Annotated in this window: 11 protein-coding genes; 4 read left to right on the forward strand and 7 right to left on the reverse strand. The window is 37.2% G+C overall.

Translation table 11 applies throughout. The features are described from left to right. Both FJ651_RS06200 and FJ651_RS06205 read left to right on the forward strand, forming a co-directional pair. On the forward strand, positions 1-5,785 hold a 5,785-nt coding region (locus FJ651_RS06200), incomplete at its 5' end, for a LamG-like jellyroll fold domain-containing protein (protein WP_140989612.1). Positions 5,786-6,251: 466 nt separating this feature from the next. Beyond that, entirely contained in the window at positions 6,252-9,086 is a 2,835-nt protein-coding gene (locus FJ651_RS06205) for a LamG-like jellyroll fold domain-containing protein (protein ID WP_216746093.1), read from the forward strand. A gap of 48 nt (positions 9,087-9,134) precedes the next feature. Here FJ651_RS06205 and hisS read toward each other — a convergent pair whose 3' ends face one another. Further along, positions 9,135-10,505, reverse strand: a complete 1,371-nt coding sequence (hisS, locus tag FJ651_RS06210) for a histidine--tRNA ligase (RefSeq protein WP_140989614.1) — start codon at positions 10,503-10,505, stop codon at positions 9,135-9,137. A gap of 203 nt (positions 10,506-10,708) precedes the next feature. On the opposite strand from hisS, the gene FJ651_RS06215 reads away from it, so the two are divergent. After that, positions 10,709-11,947 carry an ABC transporter permease gene (locus FJ651_RS06215; RefSeq protein WP_140989615.1) on the forward strand — a complete coding sequence of 413 codons (1,239 nt, stop codon included), beginning with the start codon at positions 10,709-10,711 and terminating at the stop codon, positions 11,945-11,947. Between the two features lie 471 nt (positions 11,948-12,418). Here the strand turns inward: FJ651_RS06215 and FJ651_RS06220 are convergent, their stop codons facing one another. The 4 genes from FJ651_RS06220 to rpsF form a co-directional block, all read right to left on the reverse strand. Next, the gene (locus tag FJ651_RS06220) at positions 12,419-12,889 is read right to left on the reverse strand and encodes a DUF6495 family protein (RefSeq protein ID WP_140989616.1); all 471 of its coding nucleotides are present in this window, start codon (positions 12,887-12,889) and stop codon (positions 12,419-12,421) included. A gap of 82 nt (positions 12,890-12,971) precedes the next feature. Continuing rightward, complete coding sequence (gene rplI, locus FJ651_RS06225) at positions 12,972-13,421, reverse strand: 50S ribosomal protein L9 (protein WP_140989617.1); 450 nt, start codon at positions 13,419-13,421, stop codon at positions 12,972-12,974. 13 nt (positions 13,422-13,434) lie between these two features. Next, a complete protein-coding gene (gene rpsR / locus FJ651_RS06230) occupies positions 13,435-13,731 on the reverse strand; it encodes a 30S ribosomal protein S18 (protein ID WP_140989618.1) in 297 nt (98 codons plus the stop codon). A 2-nt stretch (positions 13,732-13,733) separates the two neighbouring features. Continuing rightward, entirely contained in the window at positions 13,734-14,072 is a 339-nt protein-coding gene (gene rpsF, locus FJ651_RS06235; RefSeq protein WP_140989619.1) for a 30S ribosomal protein S6, read from the reverse strand. Between the two features lie 198 nt (positions 14,073-14,270). Here rpsF and FJ651_RS06240 point away from each other — a divergent pair, with 198 nt between their 5' ends. After that, positions 14,271-14,969 (forward strand): LytR/AlgR family response regulator transcription factor, encoded by a 699-nt coding sequence (locus FJ651_RS06240; protein WP_140989620.1) that lies wholly within the window; start codon positions 14,271-14,273, stop codon positions 14,967-14,969. On the opposite strand, the gene priA is transcribed toward FJ651_RS06240, so the two are convergent. Then, entirely contained in the window at positions 14,966-17,419 is a 2,454-nt protein-coding gene (priA, locus tag FJ651_RS06245; protein WP_140989621.1) for a replication restart helicase PriA, read from the reverse strand. The genes FJ651_RS06240 and priA overlap by 4 nt on opposite strands. After that, a complete protein-coding gene (locus FJ651_RS06250; RefSeq protein ID WP_140989622.1) occupies positions 17,419-18,363 on the reverse strand; it encodes a YihY/virulence factor BrkB family protein in 945 nt (314 codons plus the stop codon). Before FJ651_RS06250 ends, priA begins: the two co-directional genes overlap by 1 nt. Between the last annotated feature and the right edge of the window lie 4 nt (positions 18,364-18,367).

Raw genomic sequence — 18,367 nt, forward strand, 5'->3', positions numbered from 1 at the left:
CACCGCTGCTGCAGATGTGGTAACAACTACTTCAGCTGACGGCACTGGAAACTGTACTGTCGCCGTAGCCATAACAAACGCCTCTTTTGGTGATAACTGTACCGGAAGTTCTATTGCATGGACTATGTCCGGTGCCGTTACTGACAGTGGTTCCGGTCAGGTTGGTACTTATACCTTCCCGATTGGTACAACTACCATCACTTATACCGTTACCGACGGTGCTAATTTAACAGCTACCGATTCGATGACCGTAACGGTAACTGATAACGAAAATCCAACAGTCACCGCTGCTGCAGATGTGGTAACAACTACCTCAGCTGACGGCACTGGAAACTGTACTGTCGCTGTAGCCATAACAAATGCTACTTTTGGTGATAACTGTACAGGAAGTTCTATTGCATGGACTATGTCCGGTGCCGTTACTGACAGTGGTTCCGGTCAGGTTGGTACTTATACCTTCCCGATTGGTACAACTACCATCACTTATACCGTTACCGACGGTGCTAATTTAACAGCTACCGATTCGATGACCGTAACGGTAACTGACAATGAAAATCCAACAGTCACCGCTGCTGCAGATGTGGTAACAACTACTTCAGCTGACGGCACTGGAAACTGTACTGTCGCCGTAGCCATCACAAATGCTACTTTTGGTGATAACTGTACAGGAAGTTCTATTGCATGGACCATGTCCGGTGCTGTTACAGACAGTGGTTCCGGTCAGGTTGGTACTTATACCTTCCCGATTGGTACAACTACCATCACTTATACTGTTACCGATGCTGCTAATTTAACGGCTACCGATTCTATGACCGTTACGGTAACTGACAATGAAAATCCAACTTTCGTTCTGCCATTACCCCAAGCCAATATCACAGTAGAATGTGATGCAATACCGGCCCCTGTAACGCTTACTGCCTCTGATAACTGTGGTACTGCTATAGTTTCTTTTAATGAAACAAGAACTAATGGTGCCAGCCCTTTTGAGTACACACTAACAAGAACCTGGACAGCCACAGACACAAGTGGCAATACCAGAACTCAAATACAAAACATAAGCGTTAGAGACACCACTCCACCGGTTACCCCAACCTTAACTGATATTGTAGAAGATTGTTCATTAATTGTTACACCTCCCACCACTACCGATAGTTGCGAAGGTATTATTACAGGTACTACGAGCTCTGATTTAACATTAGATAGTCCCGGAATCTATGAAATATTCTGGATTTTCACAGATAGCGCCGGCAACTCAACCGCACCTGTACGTCAGCTAATTACTATTATTGACGAAGCACCGGTCCCACCAACTTCAATCGCGCTTTTAACACTTGATGGCTGCCAAATAAGTGGCTATGACGATTTAACTATTCCAACCGCCTTCGATTTTTGCGATAACGTATGGATTCCAGGTACTTTAGAAGATGATTTTGAGTTTCCATTTATCTTTACCGGCACCCAGACTATTATTTGGGAATTTACCGACAGCAATGGTAATACATCTTTTCAATCACAGGAAATCATATTAAATCCACTTCCGGTTGATGGTGGTGCCTTGACCGCTACCTATGATGGCAACGTCTTTAATAGTCAAGTCGATATTGGTGCATGTAATTTAGAAGTTGTGGTTGCCATGAGTTTAACAAATCAATCAGGAACCATTGCAAGGTGGGAACGATTTGCGGTTAACGAAAATGTTTGGGTGGAAATTCCCGGAACAGCAGGTCTAACATCCTACACAGCAACCTTTGCTCCGGGTGCTTTGGTGTCTACCTACTATAGAGCTATTGTTCAAAATGGCTCTTGTGCCACATCTTCAAGCCAGATTTTTGTTAGAGCCTTGCCATCAGGTGAGCCGCCAACAGTAGAACTTTTAGATGAAGATAATTTATACTGTCTCGGAGAAGAGGTAAGAATTTTAGCAACCAGTCAGATAGTCACCATAGACGAAAATACAACCATTGCTTATGAAAATGGTGATTTTAATGTAGGTCAGCTCAACACCAACGATCCAAGATCATGGCTTGTTGACGGGAAGGTAGGTGGTTGGACAGCCGGAGGTAGTTCCAAAAAACCTAAAAATTGGTCAGGTACAACAAATAACAATCAAGAAAATGGCAACATTATTTATCGTGGTGATGGTAAATTTGGTATTGCTTATGGCAATTATAATGACAAAGATTACAAAGGCCCGGATCCAACCACGTTAGAGAGCCCAATAACCGATCTATCAAACGCTGTAACAGCCTCGGTAGATTTTGATCAGGCCTATAATTTAGCTGTTGGAGACTTGGCTATAATTGAGATATCTTTTGACGGTGGTGCAACGTATGAGACTTTATACATATTGCATCAGCCTGGACAACCTGCCATTAACTGGTGGGAAGATGGTGATCCCGACGATTATTTAAATTCTACACCAACTTTCTATAATTTTACAGAAGACAATACATCAATTTCACTACAATCATATCTTGATGACGATTCCTTAGATTTAACTCAAGTTAGAATTAGATGGACCTTTTCAGGTACTACGGACAATAGTGCCTGGGCATTGGATAACATGACTGTAAATTCCACTATTTTCCAAGAAACCGAAATAGAGTTGACTGATGGCATTGGTGATCCAATAGAAGATCCTATTTATGCAGGAGAAACTAACCAGGCATTTACCATAACCCCTACAACACCTGGAATTCATGAATATGGTGTAACCACTTTAATTAATGGTTGCAGAACTTATGACGGAGAAGGAACTAATTTGGTAACGGTAAGAATTTCTTATTCAAACGCCGGTGAAAATATTGAACTCATAGGAGGTGATTGCGGTCAAAACGTGGTGCAACTTAATGCCTATGACAATAGATTAACTGCAACCCAAAATGCCTTAAAAGGATCTTATACACTACCTGTTGATTGCATTGACTGCGACAATCCCGGTACAATACCACCGGGCGACATTGCAGGTGAATGGACATGGGAATTTGTGAGTGGTAATACATGTGGTGATGGTGCATTTTCAGATCCTAACGATCCAAATGCACAATTTACAGCAGAGGAAGGAACATACACCCTAACGTGGACCGTTGATGGCTGCAGCGATTCAATAGAAGTTGTTATTGAAAATTGTAATCAGGTAGATTTTGATGGTGCTGATGATTATGTAGAATTTGGAACTAATGACTATCAGTTAAATAATAATTTTAGTGTTGAGACCTGGGTTAAATTAGAATCTTTAGCCGGATCACAAACCGTACTATCAAAAAGAGACGGTAACGCACCAAATAATGGTATAGGTTACGATTTAACAGTCGAAAATTCGGGTGAAGTTGTTTTTAAATACAGAAATGCTTCCGCTAATGGGAGAATTTCTTCATTACCATATAAAATTGACAACAACAGATGGTACCATTTAGGAATCACCTACAATAATTCAAATAATCAGTATGTGCTCTATGTAGACGGTGTGCTTATCAATTCTGCCGGTGGAACTGCACCCGGAAATAATAACAATAGAGCTCTTTTAGGTGCTATGGATAATTCCAGCACTCATACAGAATCCGAAAATCACTTTAATGGGTGGATTGACGAGGTTAGAATTTGGAATACCACCCTTACTACAGAGCAATTACGCCTGATGATGAACCAACAAATTACAGAAAGCCCAACAACACCAGGTAATGTGCAGGGTGCTACTGTGCCTTTAGATATTCCTAATTTATCGTGGAACAATTTGATTGGTTATTACAAAATGGACGTAGCTAATGTTAGTTGTGGTTACTTAAATTCTACTTTAGGCAACAATATAAGAGGTAAATTAAAAAATATTACAAGTCAGCTCGTAAGAAGTGCACCGATACCTTATACCTCAGGAAGTGACGGTGTTTGGACTAATGTTAATACCTGGTCGAATCCTATTTATTGGGATATACCTAACGGCAATGGCATTAATGGTGCAGCAATAGACTGGAATATTGTTAGAACGGCTCATAACATCAGTTCCGGGGATAAAGACATCACTGTTTTAGGTTTATTGGTAGACAATAATGAACTAAGCATACAAAATTCAACAGCACCCTTTGACGAAACCAATAATGGCCAAATGCTTTGGGTAACGCATTACTTAAAATTAGATGGTAAAATAGATTTAGTTGGCGAATCGCAATTAATTCAAAAACGCTATACACCTACACAATTCCACGAAAGTATTTTTGATGACAACAGTATCGGTATTTTAGAACGCGATCAACAAGGAACCACCAATCCTTTTAATTATAATTATTGGGGTTCGCCGGTTCAAACAGGATTAAACAGCTTTAGTATTGGTGGTGTGTTAAGAGATGGTACAACAACTGTTGATGAGCCTATAAACAGATTAATAAACTGGGTAAATAGCAACACTGCTGCAGGTGGTGATCCTACACAAGTAAGTACCAGATGGCTTTACGCCTATTTTGATGCGGTTGGAAACACCTACTCTGAATGGGATCGATTAAATCTGGGATCTGAGCTTAGTATTGGTTTAGGTTTTACCATGAAAGGAAGTGGTAATGGCTATGATGTAGCCACTTTTGATGGGACAGCAGTACAGAACTATGTATTTATTGGCAAACCTAACAATGGCAGAATAACCAATAATTTAGGAGCATCAGTTGGTGGTGTACCTAACCAAATCCTTTTAGGAAATCCTTACCCGTCAGCCATAGATGCAGATGAATTTATAAGAGATAACGAAGGTGTTCTGGCAGACGGAGCCCTATTATTTTGGGAACATTTCGCAGGGAACAGCACGCATATCCTAAGAGATTATCAGGGAGGTTATGCAGTGTATAATCTCTCAGGTGGATTAGAGTCCACTAGACCACCAATAACCTCAGACGGTGTTGAAATCATAGGCGGTAACGGGACAACAAAGCCTGAAAGATATGTGCCTGTCGGACAAGGATTTTTTGTTAATAGCTCTTCAACTGGTGGACTTGTTACCTTTAAAAACAGCCAAAGAATAGGTAAAAGAGAAGGATCTGTAGCAGGTGGAAATGGTTCTATCTTCTTCAGACCGGCTGGAAATGTAGAGAACAATGCAGAAGATGCTGTTAAAAGAGTTCGACTTCGATTCAAATCTCCTGAAGGTGCTATAAAGCCACTTTTACTAGGATTTGTTCCAAATAATCTTGCAAACGACGATGTAAATTATGGTTATGATGCCAAAAACCGCGATAATTATCCTAGTGATATATCTTGGCTGATTAATGATGAAAAATATGCGATTCAAGGTGTCGGCGACTTTAATGAAGCTAGTATGTATCCGGTGGGTATTGATTTGGCCATTAGCGGTAAAATTGAAATAAACTTGAATGAATTAGAGAATTTTGATAACGAAATTTCTGTATATGTTTTTGATGCGTTGCTCGATACTTATACGCTTATCAATGAGGCAAATTTTACGACATACCTGGAAGCCGGTGATTATTTTGACAGATTCTTTATCACATTTACCTCAGAGAGAACTTTAACCAATGAGGAAGTCAATAGTACGCAAAACTTGTTGTATTATCTGTTCGATTCTAAACAAATTTACATCAACTGGTCTAACAGTTATAATGTAAATAAGGTAGAATTAATCAATACCTTAGGGCAAACGGTTAGAACCTGGACACAGTTTGAAGTGCTGAACAACAGAGAAATTCTAATTCCGGTAGATGATCTATCTGAGGGCGTTTATGTTGTGAAAGCTCAGGATAGAGACGGCGAAATAATGAGTAAAAAAGTCATTATTAAACAATAAAATAATTATACAGAACTAAGAAGGCTTTTAAAAACCCACGAAAGATTCGTGGGTTTTTATTTTATGGCTACGTCCTGCTAATTTTTCAAACCCACGGTTTAAACCGTGGGTTATATATACTTAAAAACATTCTTTGTCATTTTGACAGAGCGAGGAACGAGCGAATAGAAATCTTATAAAAATATAATTCGGTTTCATTCCTAGTTCGCCTGGTTGTCTGCTTGAATAGTCAACCTAATTGATATTTTCATTCCAAACCTTCCAAGTACTTAAACCGAGGGTTATAGGCAGAAGCGTAAACTTCTTCATGATTTATGCATTCCATCGTTTTCAAGTGCTTTTTGAAATGACCAAATTTTTAAAATACGTTTCCAAAATTACACTTTATCGATTTTATTTGCATTTCATGGATATTTATATTAAGTTTGTGTCATTAATTAGTCCCAAGCTATTAATTAACCTAACTATGATATTTGCTATCTTTAATGCTATTAAAGCGTTTTGCTTTTTATCGCTGTTACTACTAATAAGTATCCCTGATTATGCCCTGCTTGTAAGTAATAATATTGACAGCGCTCAAAATTTAATAAGCAAAACTCCTTCAGAATATCCACTCATAAATAAGGTTTATAATAAACGTATAACAGAAGTTCTAATAACAAATCGCACTAATCTTATCACAGCAAATACCACCTACGAAAGAACTTCGGCAGTTGTTAATTCAGGGGCTGTTAATTTTAATGGTGTTTCTGATTTGATTGATATGGGAAATCAATTTAATCTTGACATCTCGGAATTTACCATTTCTCTATGGATAAAAAGAGGATCAAATTCAGAAAACACATCAATTCTATCGAAAAGAGATATGGCCTTTACCGAAGGTTATGATCTAAAAATCAATCATAACGGGCAATTGGAGATGACATGGAAAAATGAAGCAACCCAATCGATCACCTCAAATACTGTTATTCCTGTAAACCAATGGCATCAGGTGTCAGTTGTTTATAAAGACGAAACTCTTAGTTTATATATAGATGGAGTTCTTGATAAAACATCTCGCTTAAGTCTGCCCCTTGCCACCGAAAGTAATTTTATGGTAGGCGCTGCAGGTGCTACTCCACCTACAAATTTTTTTAAAGGCGATATAGATGAAATAAGAATTTGGAGTGCTGCACTAAGCGAACGGCAGCTTAGATTTATAATGAATCAGGAAATCCTTGAAAAGGATGGTTTTGTTAATGGCGCATATTTTGAAAGTCTAAATTATTCGTTATCCAAAAACGACCTACAAAGTATTCCTTGGCAAAAACTTGAAGGTTACTATCCAATGTCAACTTTCATTCACACCACTCTAAAAGATGAATCTGGCTATGGAAGAGATGGCATCCTTGCAAATCTATCATCAATCGTTGAGCAAACCGCTCCTTTGCCTTACCAATCCTCCAATAATGGTCACTGGAACGATAACAACTCATGGTACAATGGAAATGTTCAATACATACCGGGTTCTGCCTCTATTGTGGATCCACAAATAACCATCGACTGGAATATCGTAACCATCAATCACCATATCTCAATGGATAACTCGTTCTTACCATCCGGAAAAAAGAACAACTTATGTTTATTAAGTCTGGAGGTTGGGACTAATACCTTAACCATTGAAGGCGAAAATCATACTCAAACGGGTAACGCCCTTACCATTACACACTATTTAAAATTAGATGGGGTGCTAGATCTTGAAGGTGAATCGCAATTAATACAAACACTTGGCAGCGATTTCGATGTGAAGAGTTCTGGCAGACTAGAGCGCGAACAACAAGGCACTGCCGATATGTTTACCTATAATTATTGGTCATCACCCGTAGGAACAAGAAACACCACCACTAACAACAACAGCTACAGACTTCCGAATGTCATACAAAATGTCAATTTTATTTCAAACAGCTTTAACGGAACTGCTTCTCCTGTTGGGATAGCCGATTTCTGGATTTGGAAATATGCAAGTTTATCTTCCGGGCAGTATGCTGCATGGTCTCATGTAAGAAGTACCGGTTCAATTTTAGCAGGCGAAGGCTTTACAATGAAAGGTCCAGGGACGGGAACTTTCAATGAGAGTCAAAACTATGTGTTTAGCGGTAAACCTAACAATGGAAATATTGCGCTTATCATGGCGCCGGAAAGTGACTATTTGGTGGGTAATCCATATCCGTCGGCCATAGATGCAGATGTGTTTATACTTGAAAATACACCAACACTGGGAGGTACCGGTGCGATCAATGGTACGCTCTTTTTTTGGGAACATTGGGGAGGTGGTTCGCATAATTCTCAAGAATTCCGAGGCGGTTACGCAACTTATAATTTATCCGGTGGCACACCCAGTGCCAGTCATGGTGCCTATCATCCTGACTTTGGCATGGGTGGTGTTCCAAGAAAAACACCCAGAAAACATATCCCTGTAGGCCAAGGATTCTTTGTGAAGGCAGCAAATTCAGGTGGTACTATTAACTTTAATAATGGTCAGCGAATTTTTGAAAAAGACGATGGTAGTCTATCAGGAAACTCAGTCTTTTGGGAATCTTTTATCGAGAATTATTACAGAATTGGTCAAAACGAAACCGACCCTAGAATGAAATTCAGATTCGGTTTAAAATCGGTTAACGACATTCAACGTCAACTTTTATTAACTATTGATGAAAAAGCTACAGCTGCTGCAGATTGGGGATACGATGCAGTTCTGAATGAAACACAAATAGACGACATGTATTGGCTAATTGAAGACGAGAACTACGTAATTCAAGGAAGTGATGTGTTGGATGAATTTGTAAGATATCCTGTTGGCATCAAATTGGCCAATGCAGGCATGAACGTAATCAGCATTAATGTACTTGAAAACGTCCCGGCAGATATTACGGTTTATATACATGATAAAGACTTGGATTATTATCATAATTTAAACGAAAACCCATACGAGTTTCATTCTATGGCAGGTGAGCACCTTAACAGATTTGAAATTTTATTCAATCAGGAATATGCAGCACTGTCGGTTGGTGATGATGAATTTAAATCATTAAACGCTGTCTATGCTAATGCTAACGAAAGTATTATTTTAATCAATCTCACCTTGATTGAGATAAAATCAATGATATTATTAAACTTAATCGGGCAAACAGTTACAACTATTAACAATATTTCAGTTAGTCCTTATTCTGAATATGAAGTTAAGAATTTAAGTAGTGGCACCTACATTATCAAAATTAATACCGCAAGCGGTTTGGTATCAAAAAAGGTATTGATAGATTAATCTGTTTTTTCTTAACCTAAAAAAATCTTGCCAAATGGTGGGATTTTTTTATTTTAACAGCTCGATGATTTCTAATCGGCTTAACTGTTGTTGTTCTCCTGAAGCCATATTTTTTAGAGTGTAGATTCGAGATTGTATTTCGGCTTCACCAACCATAACAACATAGGGTATGTTGCGTTTATTGGCAAAGGTCATTTGCTTTTTCATTTTCCCAGCATCAGGATATAATTCGGTTTTGATATTTTCGGCTCTCAATGCCTGAATCAATTCTAAACAATGCATGGCTTCGGTTTCACCAAAGTTTATAAACAGCACTTTTGTTGCGCCTGTAACGGTTTCAGGAAATAAGTTTAAGGTTTCCAAAACCAAATAAATACGGTCTAAACCAAAGCTAATACCAACACCACTTACGTTATTTAACCCAAAGATTCCTGTTAGATCATCGTATCTGCCACCACCGCCAATTGAACCCATATCAACACCTTCTGGCGCGGCTACTTCAAAAATAGCACCTGTGTAATAATTAAGTCCGCGTGCCAGCGTCACATCAAGCTTCAATGTTGCCGTCTGCAAACCCAGTTTAGAAATAGCATTATTGATGAAGTCCAGTTCTTCAATTCCCTTAAGACCTTCGGAAGACTTACCTAGAATTTCTTTTAACTTGCGAATTTGACTACCAAAATCACCCGATAAATTAAAGAGTGGTTCAAGCATTTGAATACCTAACGCAGAAATTCCTTTGGAAAGCATTTCTTCTTTAACCTTCTCCTCTCCTATTTTGTCTAATTTATCAAGAGCAACGGTAAAATCGATTAATTTATCTTTGGCACCAATCACTTCGGCTATACCCGAAAGTATCTTTCTATTATTAACTTTTAAAGTAACGCCTTTAAGTTTTAGTTGGGTAAATACAGCATCGTAAAGCTGAATAAACTCAACCTCCTGCCACAAACTATCAGAACCAACCACATCGGCATCGCATTGATAAAACTCTCTAAATCTGCCTTTCTGTGGCCTGTCGGCTCTCCAAACCGGCTGAATTTGATAGCGCTTAAACGGAAAGTCAATTTCATTTTGGTGTTGCACCACATAACGCGCAAAAGGAACCGTAAGATCGTAGCGCAGGGCTTTTTCGGAAATTAAGGGAGTAAGTTTAACTTCGTCTTTTTTCTGATAAATACCGTTATCGACCTTAGACAAATATTCTCCAGAATTCAAAATTTTAAAAATCAATCTGTCGCCTTCATCACCATATTTCCCCATTAAGGTTTCTGAATTTTCAAAACTTGGTGTTTCAATAGGTTGAAATCCAAATAATTCGAATTGTCCTTTAATAGTATTGATAATATATTGTCTCTTACTAACTTCTTGAGGAGTAAAATCTCTTGTGCCTTTTGGTATACTTGGTTTTTGTGCCATGTTTACTTCCCGCGAAAGCGGGAATCTCAGTTTTAAAGTTGGTATTCCTCCTTAGAAAGAAAGAATCCATCTATGGTTATTCAATCAATTCACCACAAAAATATTACAATTTTAAGAGTCCCTGCGAAGTTATTTTACTTTTATAGTAACTTTATGGTTATTTAATAGTCTTACTGTAAAACAACTTCTATACTCGAAAATTTATGTTTGCCTTATTTAGAGAAAATGTCAAAATTGCTTCAGGCTCTATTAAAAGTCAAAAATTAAGAACTGCGCTTACTGTATTTATCATCGCCATTGGTATCACAGCACTTGTTGGCATTTTGGGTTTGGTATCTGCCTTAGAAAATACCATAAGTAGCGATTTTAGTTCTATGGGTGCCAACACCTTTAATATTCAACGTTATGAATTTACGGCACAGCGCTCCGGAAGAGGGCAAGACAAGGTAAATCCGATAATAAGTTATACCAATGTAAAAGATTTTGAGGAGCAGTTTAGTTATCCCGGGTCAAAAACATCGGTATCTTTTTTTGGAACCAATAGTGCCGAAGTTAAATTTGAAAATAAAAAAACAGATCCGGAAGTGTCTGTTTTGGGAATTAACGAGCATTTTATCAACAATTCAGGATTAGAAATTGAAGATGGCCGGCAGTTAAACTTCTTTGATATCGATAACAATAATAATGTTTGTGTTATTGGTAGCGACTTAAAAAAGGCCATTTTGGATGATGTCAATCCCGTTGGTAAAGTCATTAGTGTGCGCGGCAACAAGTTTACAGTTGTTGGTGTTTTAAAATCAAAAGGCGCCACTTTTGGCAATAATCAGGATTTTCGGGTTTTAATTCCGCTTCAAAAAGCGCGTTCCATTTTTACCAGTCCTAATATCAATTACGCCATTAATGTAAAAGTGGAGAAAAAGGAAATGCTGGAAGGCGCACAAGACGAAGCCATTGCTGTCTTTAGAAATATTAGAGGCCTAACACCATTAGACGATAACAACTTTGGATTAGAACGCAGTGATGACTTAATCAATCGTGTTGGCAGTATCACAGATTATTTGTATGTGGCTTCAGTTATAATCAGTGCTATTACAATTTTTGGTTCTACTATTGCACTTATGAATATTATGTTGGTGTCTGTTACTGAAAGAACCCGAGAAATTGGCGTACGAAAAGCCTTAGGTGCCAAACGTAAAACCATTGCACAACAATTTTTAATGGAAACTTTAATGATTAGTCAGATAGGCGGATTAACAGGGATTATCTTAGGTACACTCATGGCAATGGGAATAGCACTGGGATTTGACCTTCAGTTTGGATTGCCATGGACAGCCATTATTTGGGCGGTGTCGGTGACTTTTATTGTGGCTATTATTTCGGGGTTGTTTCCGGCGATTAAAGCATCAAAATTAGATCCTATTGAGTCTTTGCGTTATGAGTAGGACAGTTGACACTAATTTGCTTCGCTTGTGCTACGAATTAACACGAATTAAATTTATAGCATACGTGCACGCCTGTTCGCAACAAGCGAGTAATTTCAATAATTATGTTAAATCAAACTCCGTACTCTCAACTTCAAACTCATCACTAATTCTTATATCGTATATCTAATATCGAATTGAACTTCCCTGAATAGAGTTGACCGTTTTTAATATTAATTTTTCAAATTTTTGTTAAGTAGGTTTTACACCCCTAAAGTCCCCTCAAGGGGACAATTAGTTCTATGTATTGACCATAATTTTCAACCTATATCAGGGACGTACAAATATCTAATATCGTATATCTAATATCGTATATCTAATATCGTATATCTAATATCGTATATCTAATATCGTATATCTAATATCGTAAATTTAAAAATCAATAATTCTTCGTGTTCGCTAGAAATTTTTCGGCAATTAACTACAATATTGTTACTTCAATAATTTTTCGAAATACTGAAATAATTCGCCTTTGGTTATAACAGCGCCTTGTTGAATAAGTTGAAATTTATCCTGCAACGGATCGGTTGTGTAAGGTTTGGTGCCATTCAAAAACTTAACGCTATCTTGCATTAAATTGCTTTGAAGCCACTGATAGCCTACTTTGGTTGTAATGTCAACCAATTCATTTTCAATTTGAATCACAATCACCCGCATTAATTTCTCTTCGCACTTAAACAAAAACATTTGTTGTTTTGAGATGTTTTCCAAATAAATTACTTTTTGTAGCACACCTTGCCAGATAAGATCGCTAAATACATCCAGTTCCTGTTCGGCTACTTGGGACTGTTCTTTTTTGATTTGCTCCCATTCTGAAGAAGTGATAGACTGAGCGGCCAGAAAATTGATGAATTCCTGGTGCATTTCTTCAAACTGTTCTTTTGTAAGTCGGGCGTATTTCAATGTCAAAAAAATTTGTTCAAATATTATAGAAATAAAAAAACCGCTTAGTATGACTAAACGGTTTTTATATTTAGAATTTTAATTAAGCTTCTGCTACAACCTCAAAAGGTAAATCAATAGTTACATCACGGTGTAATCTAATTACGGCGTTGTATTTGCCTAAGCGTTTAACACTTCCGCCTACAACATTGATGTATTTTTTATCGATGGTTTGTCCTTCTTTTTGTAAAACATCAGCCAAATCAATATTGCTTACAGAACCGAATAATTTATCTCCGGCACCGGCTTTGGCAGGGATTTTAATTTCTAAAGCTTGTAAAGCTGTAGCCACAGTTTTGGCCTCTTCAACAATTTTAGCTTCTTTATAGGCTCTTTGCTTTAGGTTTTCTGCTAAGACTTTCTTGGCAGAAGCTGTTGCAAGAACAGCATAACCCTGAGGTATTAAATAGTTTCTACCATAACCGTTCTTAACTGTTACAATATCGTCTTTAAATCCTAAATTTTCAACGTCTTGTTTTAATATAAGTTCCATTTGTTATGATATTTTATTTTAATAAATCTGCTACATAAGGCATTAAAGCCAGGTGACGTGCTCTTTTTACAGCTACCGATACTTTTCTTTGATATTTAAGCGACGTACCTGTTAAACGACGAGGTAAAAGTTTTCCTTGCTCATTTACAAAGCTTAATAAAAAATCGGCATCTTTATAGTCGATGTATTTAATACCCGATCTTTTAAAACGACAGTACTTTTTAGTTTTTGAAGTATCAATATTTAAAGGCGTAAGATATCTAATTTCTCCGTCCTTTTTTGCTTTTGCTTGTTGTTCTATAGATGACATAATTACGCTTTTTGATTTAGTTTAGCTCTTCTTTTCTCTGCCCATGCAATGGCGTGTTTATCTAATTTAACCGTTAAATAACGCATAATACGCTCGTCACGTCTAAATTCCAACTCAAAAGTTGTAATAACTTCACCGGGAGCGGTGAATTCGAATAAGTGATAAAAACCACTTTTTTTGTGTTGAATTGGGTAAGCTAATTTTTTTAAGCCCCAATCCTCTTTGGATATCATCTTAGCACCGCGAGAAACAAGAAAATCTTCAAATTTCTTAACTGTTTCCTTTACCTGATCTTCAGATAAAACGGGATTTAAGATGAAAACAGTTTCATAATGATTCATATAAAATTATTTTATTTGTTAAAAATGGGTGCAAAAATAACGATTAAATTGTTTGTGTACAAGAAATTAATACTTAATTTCGTTAAACTTTCTTTTACATAGTTTTTTGTTAAATTTTACATTTAATCGATGTTTTTTGGTTTTTATCCGAATTTTTCGTAACATTGTCGATATCTTAACCTAAAATTTAAAAATGTTATGACTTTAAACTGTGTAGTAGTTGATGATTCTGCAATTCAACGCTTATCCATAGTTAAGTTGATTGAAGGTCATCCTTCTCTTAATTTGATTGCAGAATACAGCAGTGCCCTTGAAACCAAAAATGGTCTCAATACCCATAAAGTAGATTTAATCTTCTTGGATATTGAAATGCCTGTTTTAAACGGTTTTGAGCTGCTGGATGTCCTTAACAACAAGCCCCAAATCATTTTTGTTACAGGAAAAACAGAGTATGCCTTTAAAGCGTTTAACTACGACGCTACCGATTATTTGCAAAAGCCAATCACCAAAGAACGTTTTAACCAAGCTGTTGAAAAAGCCCTAGAACAACACAAGTTAAAAATGGACTTTAACGAGGCAGACGGCGAGCATATCTTTGTAAAAAGTAACCTGAAAAAGCGTAAGGTTTACGTTAAGGATATTAAATGGATTGAAGCGCTTGGTGATTATGTGAAAGTAGTTACAGAAGAGAATAGCCTGGTAGTACTATCTACCATGAAAAGTTTTGAAAAAGAATTACCCGAAGGGAAGTTTTTGCGCATTCACAAATCTTATATTGTAAATCTGGATAAAATAGACAGATTTAACAGTAAAAATGTGGAAGTTGGAGCTTACGAAATTCCGCTAAGCCGAAATAAAAAGACGCAGTTAGTTGATGCATTAAACAATATGGATTAATAATTATCGACATTTAAAACTACTCTTACAGCCTTAAAATCTTTTACACTTTCGAAGCTGTTGTTTATTTTAACAACGGCTTCTTTTGTTTTTTTTACCGACTGACCTGCCGCAATTTTAATCAGTATATTTTTATGGTACTGATTCCTAATTCTGGAAACCGGCGGAAACTCAGGACCCAAAACGTATGCTCCAAAAAACTGCCTTAGCGATTTGGCGTACCACTCTGCAGCCAGGTTGACCTTGTTAAAATCTTTGTGTTTTAAAGTAATTTTTATCAATCTGTAAATTGGCGGATACTTAAAATTATGACGCTCGTTCATTTGCTCAGCATACATATCGTAGTATTTATGCTGTGATACCTGCTGCAAAATATTGTGATGCGGATTAAAAGTTTGCACCAGTACTTTACCCCTTTCGTCTGTTCGACCTGCACGTCCTGCTACCTGAGTAATTAATTGAAAACTGCGTTCATGTGCCCTGAAATCCGGGAAGTTAAGGCTGTTATCAGCATTCATAATACCAACAACTTTTACGTTTCTAAAATCTAGTCCTTTGGTAACCATTTGTGTACCTACTAAAATATCAACTTCGTGTTGCTCAAAAGCTGCAATTACTTTTTGGTAACCGTATTTTCCGCGCGTGGTATCCAAATCCATTCTCGTTACTTTGGCATCCGGAAATAATTCTTTGGCTTCGGCTTCAATTTGCTCGGTTCCAAAACCTTTGGTGTCTAAGTGCGAAGAGCCACAAGCATCGCACTGCTGCGGTACCGCCCTGTTATAACCACAATAATGGCAACGCAACTGATTGCGATACCTGTGAAAGGTTAAACTTACATCGCAATGTGGACATTGAGGTGCGTGACCACATGTTAAACACTCTACAATGGGTGCGAAACCACGACGATTTTGAAACAAAATCACCTGTAAGCCGTTTGATAGAGCCTCTTGAATTTCTTCAATCAACCGATCGCTAAAGTGCCCTTTCATACGCTTTCGCTTGTATTTATCTTTTAAATCTACCAATTCAATTTCGGGCATTAACACATTGTTATAGCGCTGGTTAATTTCAACTAATCCGTATTTATTTTGTTTGGCATTAAAATAACTTTCTAAACTTGGAGTAGCCGAACCCAGCAAGGTTTTCACCTTAAAGATGGCTGCTAAAACGATAGCCGAATCTCGGGCGTGATATCTCGGTGCAGGATCAAATTGTTTGTAAGATTGCTCGTGTTCTTCGTCAACAATCACCAGTCCTAAGTTCTTAAATGGCAATAATACAGACGACCTTGCACCTATAATTACCTGTGCTTTTGAACTGTGCTCTAAAACGTGGTTCCAAACTTCCATGCGCTCAAAATTGGAATATTTTGAGTGGAACACTGCCACCTGTTCTCCAAAATGAGCTTGCAAACGCTCGACCAGTTGTGTGGTTAACGCAATTTCAGGAACCAGATATAACACTTGTTGATTCTGCTGAAGAATTTGATTGATAAATTGAATATAAATTTCGGTCTTCCCCGAAGCGGTGACGCCATGCAACAAACAAACATCGTGTTGTTTGAAGTTTTCATTAATCTCATTTAATGCGATTTGCTGGAAATCCTGAAGCTTTAAGCCGGTTTCATTAACTTCGCCTTCAAATTGAACTCTGTCTGTTTTTTTATCGAATTCAACTAATATTCCTTTATCAATTAAGGATTTAATAACACTGTCTGAGGCTTCAACAGCCGACTTTAAATCTGAAGTCTTTAAGGCGCCCTTTTCTTTTGCCTGCATACTGAAAAAAGTAAGCAACACTTCACGTTGCTTAGGTGCCTTGCTCAACTGTTCTAAAATTAATTGTAGCTTTTTTTCACTTTTATACTGATCGTTTAACTTAATGAACTTAACCAATTTTGGTTTATAGGTTTCGAACAATTCTTCCTGAACTGTAATTAATCCTTTTTCAATTAAGCTGTTCACCACAGGCAACACACGTTGCTTTTCAAGTATGTTGATAACGTCGTTAATTGATAACGACGATTGGTGTTGTAAGGCTTCAATAATTAAAAATTCGTCGTCGTTAAGACCGGTGTCGTCTTTGACTTCTAAATTAGCCGACTTGATAACTGTTTCGCTTTCAATTAAAAACCCACTTGGTAAGGCTGCCCTTACCACTTCACCCAAACTGCACAAATAATAATTGCCAATCCACTCAAAAAGTTCCAATTGCTTTTGAGTTAATACAGGTTTTTCATCTAGAATCTGATAAATAGGCTTAGCCTCATAAACCAAGGGTGCATTGTTATGGGTGTGATGCACAATGGCGGTAAAAATTTTTCGCTTTCCAAAAGGAACAGCCACTCGCATTCCGGGTTTTAGAAATTGCACTTCAGCCTCTGTTATGACATAAGTATATAGCTTGGGTATTGGAATAGGCAATATTACATCAACAAAATGAAGCATCACGAATTGATTTTCCTTAGTCTATTTAAAGACGCGTTCAACTCATAGCCCAACAATAAAATATTAGAATTCAACCATAAATAGAAGAGTAAAATCAACAATGCCCCAATAGAACCATACAATTCGTTATACTTTGAAAAGTTATCGATGTACACCCCAAAAAGAAATGAGGTGACCATTATTAATAAGGTAGTTAATAATGCACCAACCGAAAAGAACTTGTTGTCACGACCTTCGTGCGTACCAAAATAATAAAGGGTTGCAGTTCCAATATAAGTCATTACAATAAAAAACAAATACTTGCCAAACTGGATCCATCTAAGTGCATTAGCTGTTTCAGAAAGGGCTTCACCGGTTAAACTATTGTAAATGGGTTGCATAATATAAATTTGAAAATACCCGAAAACAGCTACCGTTAAAATTACCAATAAAGCCAAAATTAATGCCACTCCAAGTGCGTAGAGATACTGATTAAGTATAGACCTTGAAGTCTGTTTGTGATAAGAACTTTCAAAACCTGCAAAAACCGCATTAACACCATTTGCCATTAAAATAATGGACAATATAAAAACGGTAGACAACAAACTCCCACTGCTCTCTTTGCTGATATTTTCAAAAATATTTTGAGAGAAAAAATCGAAGGTTTGCGGCGGTAAAATAGAATCCAAAAATGCTAGAAATTCTTCCTGAAAATCCGCAATGGGGATGATGGGAATTAATACAATTACAAAAAGCAAAAATGGAAAAATGGCTGTAAAAAAATTGAACGCAATAGCACTGGCTCTGGTGGTTAGCGCACCTTCTGCAATGCCTATAACATAAAGTTCGATTAAATCATAAATTGACAGTCCTTCAAAACCCGGCAACTTTAACCCTTTTAAAAAACGAACCACATTTTTTACTATCGGAATTTTTTCCAGTTTATCTTCTATAGGTTTAGTCATGGAT

The sequence above is a fragment of the Paucihalobacter ruber genome (assembly GCF_006494535.1).
GTDB classification, from domain to species: Bacteria; Bacteroidota; Bacteroidia; order Flavobacteriales; family Flavobacteriaceae; genus Paucihalobacter; species Paucihalobacter ruber.

Coding starts and splice junctions, on each gene's coding strand:
- rpsR (WP_140989618.1), bottom strand. CDS start 13,731: ATGTCATCTATAGAACAACAAGCAAAAGCAAAAAAGGACGGAGAAATT.
- rplI (WP_140989617.1), bottom strand. CDS start 13,421: ATGGAACTTATATTAAAACAAGACGTTGAAAATTTAGGATTTAAAGAC.
- FJ651_RS06240 (WP_140989620.1), top strand. CDS start 14,271: ATGACTTTAAACTGTGTAGTAGTTGATGATTCTGCAATTCAACGCTTA.
- rpsF (WP_140989619.1), bottom strand. CDS start 14,072: ATGAATCATTATGAAACTGTTTTCATCTTAAATCCCGTTTTATCTGAA.
- FJ651_RS06250 (WP_140989622.1), bottom strand. CDS start 18,363: ATGACTAAACCTATAGAAGATAAACTGGAAAAAATTCCGATAGTAAAA.
- FJ651_RS06215 (WP_140989615.1), top strand. CDS start 10,709: ATGTTTGCCTTATTTAGAGAAAATGTCAAAATTGCTTCAGGCTCTATT.
- FJ651_RS06205 (WP_216746093.1), top strand. CDS start 6,252: ATGATATTTGCTATCTTTAATGCTATTAAAGCGTTTTGCTTTTTATCG.
- priA (WP_140989621.1), bottom strand. CDS start 17,419: ATGCTTCATTTTGTTGATGTAATATTGCCTATTCCAATACCCAAGCTA.
- hisS (WP_140989614.1), bottom strand. CDS start 10,505: ATGGCACAAAAACCAAGTATACCAAAAGGCACAAGAGATTTTACTCCT.